General features: G+C 32.4%; 4 protein-coding genes. 1 reads left to right on the top strand and 3 read right to left on the bottom strand.

What is annotated here, in order from left to right; translation table 11 throughout:
- Window positions 1–39: 39 nt before the first annotated feature.
- Window positions 40–1,623 carry a type II toxin-antitoxin system HipA family toxin gene (locus CDOM16190_RS10430; protein ID WP_170020768.1) on the bottom strand — a complete coding sequence of 528 codons (1,584 nt, stop codon included), beginning with the start codon at window positions 1,621–1,623 and terminating at the stop codon, window positions 40–42.
- Window positions 1,624–2,049: 426 nt separating this feature from the next.
- Between CDOM16190_RS10430 and CDOM16190_RS10425 the strand changes: the two genes are divergently transcribed.
- Window positions 2,050–2,559, top strand: a complete 510-nt coding sequence (locus CDOM16190_RS10425) for a restriction endonuclease subunit S (RefSeq protein WP_170020766.1) — start codon at window positions 2,050–2,052, stop codon at window positions 2,557–2,559.
- Window positions 2,560–2,563: 4 nt separating this feature from the next.
- Here the strand turns inward: CDOM16190_RS10425 and CDOM16190_RS10420 are convergent, their stop codons facing one another.
- Together CDOM16190_RS10420 and CDOM16190_RS10415 are read right to left on the bottom strand one after the other, a co-directional pair.
- Entirely contained in the window at window positions 2,564–3,403 is an 840-nt protein-coding gene (locus CDOM16190_RS10420; protein ID WP_170020764.1) for a site-specific integrase, read from the bottom strand.
- The gene (locus CDOM16190_RS10415) at window positions 3,400–4,032 is read right to left on the bottom strand and encodes a restriction endonuclease subunit S (protein WP_170020762.1); all 633 of its coding nucleotides are present in this window, start codon (window positions 4,030–4,032) and stop codon (window positions 3,400–3,402) included. Before CDOM16190_RS10415 ends, CDOM16190_RS10420 begins: the two co-directional genes overlap by 4 nt.
- Between the last annotated feature and the right edge of the window lie 78 nt (window positions 4,033–4,110).

The following is a 4,110-nucleotide window of genomic DNA, read 5'->3' as shown; positions in this document are numbered from 1 at the left end:
TCGAAAAATTTAAATAGTTTAAAATTTTGCATGACATAATTAATCATCAATACCTAACTTCTCAAACCACCCATTTCTTTTTAGAGTCTCACATCTTTGCTCAAAGTGCCTCATCATAACATCTGCAAGTGTAGTTTTAGACTTTATATTTATCCTTTTATCCTCAGCATTAGCTCTATCTTTTTTGTAAAAATCCAACCCGTCAAGCTTTTCTAGTTTTTTGATATACTTGGGCATCTTTTTTATGTAGATTTCTACTATATTTTTAGCCGACTTATTAAACTTAGCTCTATCAACCTTAGCTCTTTTTACTATTTCCATAAAGTCGTTATATCTTATATTTGTCTGCTTGCCGTTTATACTTAAATGCGACTCGTAGTTTTTGATACCCTCGTAAAAGCCGGTGCAAGCGATATCATAAAGAGGGGCTAGCAAAAGTTTGCCATTATCGTAAATAACCGATATGTTTTTCGTATGCATATCCTCATGTCTAATAAGAAACGAATAAAAATAATACTCAATCATTCTGAGTCTATCATCACTGTTTGGCAGTATCTTAGCCGCCATATCAAATAGCTTTTCAGATGAGGCTTTATATTTACTCTCACTACTTAACCCCATAAAAGTAGAAAACTCTTTTCGTTGAAATTTATAAGCGCCGATCCTATCAAAATACTTTATGAAGTAGTGATACTCTTTATCCTGCTCTCTTTTAAACACTCCGCTCATAGGCACATCAAAGCCTAACTCGTTTTTTGCAAAGCTCATATGCAAATGCTCGTTTATAGCGATATGAGGGAAGTGGTAGTCGCTGTTTTCATCGGCTTTTAGTATATCGTATGGTTTGATAAAAAACTTCGCATTATCTTCATTTTTAGCCACTCGTATTGTATTATCCTTTACCACTACTTGAAGTTTATGCTGATAGCCTGATAAACTCATAGTTCTTACATGCTTTATCTCTTCGCTATCGCTCATAAATTTACTTGGGAAAAGCGATACATCATCTATATCCACATCGTATTTTAGGATATTAGGAAAAGTATTAGTACCTAAAATTTTATCCTTCTCGGAAAGATAACTTTGAGGCTTTACTTCACGACCAAATTCCAAAGCACTTGGCGAAAATACAAGATCGTTTTTGCTATAGTCATTATGCAGTAGCAAGAAAAACTCTGTAGCGTTACCGGCTTTATCTATTAATATCTTTCTATCTATTCCCTCAGGGAGCGACTCCTCAAAATCCACAAAGCAACTCTTGCTCTTATAAATTTTAAAATTAATCGGCATCTCAAATTTAACGCCATATCTACTACCAAGCAAAAAATCCGTATCATACGCAAAGTAGTAGTTCTCGTAATCATAGCCCAAATAGCCTATTAAAATTTGGTTTTGGTAAATAAATAGACGATGCTCAAAATTAGAATACTCGTCTGAAATTTCATAAGCCGTACTTGAAGCCTGCCCTACTATTCTTATTCGCTTTAGTTCGCTTAGCTTTTTTAGCTCATTCTGGATAGTTCTTTTTGATACTCTCTGGATATTCTTTTCTATCTGTAATCTTGTAAGTAATGTATTACTATTTTTTAGAATTCTTACTATTTCTAGGGATACTTGATTCATCCTATATCCTTAATATAATCTTATCTATATGCACAAGCTGCACGAGAAGTATAGAGCAACTATTATTAATATATTCTTAAGTATATGCACTATCTGCACGATATAGCAATCAACAAACTAGCTTAAAAAAATGAAATCTGTACAGTTAAATAATCATACAATTTTATCTCATAAATATAGTTTTAGCGCCATGGTGCTAAAACTTACTTAACACTATCTAATCGATAGTGCTGTAAGGTCTTGCCAGACGGGCAATATTTTTCTTTGATTATCAAAGAAAAATATGATAAAAACCGCCTTTATTTTTATTAAAAATAACTAGGCAGTTTTTATAAAATGCGAAATTTGTTTTTATTAAAATATAATAAGCTTGCAGTATTTATTTCAATAAACTACATTGTTATAATTATTACATAGGATATAAAAATGAATAAACTTAAACCGGTAATTAGATTTCAAGGTTTTACTAACGCTTGGGAACAGCGTAAGGCAAAAGATGTTTGTTTAATTTCAACAGGTAAAAGCAATACACAAGACCAAAACGAAAATGGAAAATATCCATTTTTTATACGTCCAGATGCGCCAGCTAAGAGTGATAAATTTTTATATGATTGCGAGGCTGTCATAACAATAGGAGATGGCAATATAGGAAAAGTTTTTCACTACATAAATGGTAAGTTTGATTTGCATCAAAGATACTATAAAATGAGTAATTTTAAAGATATTGACGGCAAATATTTTTATTATTTTTTCTCGGAAAAATTTTATGAGCGTGCTATCAAAATGACAGCAAAAGCAACTGTTGATTCTGTTAGATTAGAAATGATTTCAGAGATGAAAATTTCACAACCTTTAGAATCACAAGAACAACATAAAATTTCAAACTTTCTAACCAAACTTGACAACCTTATCACCCTTCATCAGCGTAAGCATTAATTAACTAATTTAGACCGGATAATGACCTCATTACAATATCTACATCTTTATTTTCAAGCTCTTGTATTATATGTAAATATGTCTTTTGCGTGGTAGTCATACTCGCATGCCCTAATCTTCTAGCAACACTAGCTATAGATACTCCCGCAAAAAGCAAAAGTGATGCATGAGTATGTCTAAGACCATGAATTGATATCGTGGATATTTTATTTTGCTCACAACGTCTTTTTAATAGGCTGTTGATAGTTGAGTTATATATCCTCTCATCTGCTCTTATGAAGATAGGCTTATGTGGTGGTTTGTCTTTCACAAGCTCAGCAAATTGAATTACAGTCTGCCAATCTAGTTGAATTTTCCGTACTGAGGATTGGTTCTTTGTAGGCATAAAACCGCCTTCATTTTTATAGTCCCATGTTTTATTAATAGAAAGTGTCTGGCGTGAAAAATCAAAATCACTAGGCGTGATAGCCAAAGCTTCCGAGAATCTCATCCCTGTCTTTGCTATAAGTAGTATAAGCCAGTCCCATGAAAGTTGAGAATTGAGTGCTAGTCCGGAAATTAATTTATGTAGGTCAAATTGATTTATATACTTTATCTTTTTTAAACGCGGTGCCTTTCCTTTTATAATAGCTTTTCTAGTAGGATCTCTCTCTATTAACCCTTCGTCTACTGCATCCAAAACTGCTCCTTTTAACTGATGATGAAAATCCATAGTAGTCTGCCTTTCATGATAAAGAGCATAATCATTTAAAAGCTGCTGATAAGCTATTCGATTTAACTCATATATCTTTAAATTAGGCGCAAGCTGAGTTAACCATTTGTGTGTCATTATGTATTTTCTCATAGTGATCGTCCTGATGACACCTTGTTTATATACGTCAATCCATTTCTTATAATAATCACAAAAAAGATTGTCTTTTTTTTACTTCTTTTAACATAGTTTTCTCCTTTTGAAAAAATAATATATCGCTTACGCTGATGAAGGGTGATAAGGTTGTCAAGTTTGGTTAGAAAGTTTGAAATTTTATGTTGTTCTTGTGATTCTAAAGGTTGTGAAATTTTCATCTCTGAAATCATTTCTAATCTAACAGAATCAACAGTTGCTTTTGCTGTCATTTTGATAGCACGCTCATAAAATTTTTCCGAGAAAAAATAATAAAAATATTTGCCGTCAATATCTTTAAAATTACTCATTTTATAGCATCTTTGATGCAAATCAAACTTACCATTTATGTAGTGAAAAACTTTTCCTATATTGCCATCTCCTATTGTTATGACAGCCTCGCAATCATATAAAAATTTATCACTCTTAGCTGGCGCATCTGGACGTATAAAAAATGGATATTTTCCATTTTCGTTTTGGTCTTGTGTATTGCTTTTACCTGTTGAAATTAAACAAACATCTTTTGCCTTACGCTGTTCCCAAGCGTTAGTAAAACCTTGAAATCTAATTACCGGTTTAAGTTTATTCATTCAAAAGCCTTTTTAGCTCATGAAAGCCCTTTTTGTCAAATTCGCTAAGCTTTAGCTCATCAATCATCCCACAAAACT

The sequence above is a fragment of the Campylobacter sp. RM16190 genome, from assembly GCF_012978835.1.
GTDB lineage: Bacteria > Campylobacterota > Campylobacteria > Campylobacterales > Campylobacteraceae > Campylobacter_A.
Note: the sequence above shows the minus strand (reverse complement) of the source record. Positions and strands in the feature narration are given on the sequence as shown.

What these genes read in the sequence shown, in the direction of transcription:
- CDOM16190_RS10430 (WP_170020768.1), bottom strand. Translation starts at nt 1,623, where the DNA reads ATGAATCAAGTATCCCTAGAAATAGTAAGAATTCTAAAAAATAGTAAT.
- CDOM16190_RS10425 (WP_170020766.1), top strand. Translation starts at nt 2,050, where the DNA reads ATGAATAAACTTAAACCGGTAATTAGATTTCAAGGTTTTACTAACGCT.
- CDOM16190_RS10420 (WP_170020764.1), bottom strand. Translation starts at nt 3,403, where the DNA reads ATGAGAAAATACATAATGACACACAAATGGTTAACTCAGCTTGCGCCT.
- CDOM16190_RS10415 (WP_170020762.1), bottom strand. Translation starts at nt 4,032, where the DNA reads ATGAATAAACTTAAACCGGTAATTAGATTTCAAGGTTTTACTAACGCT.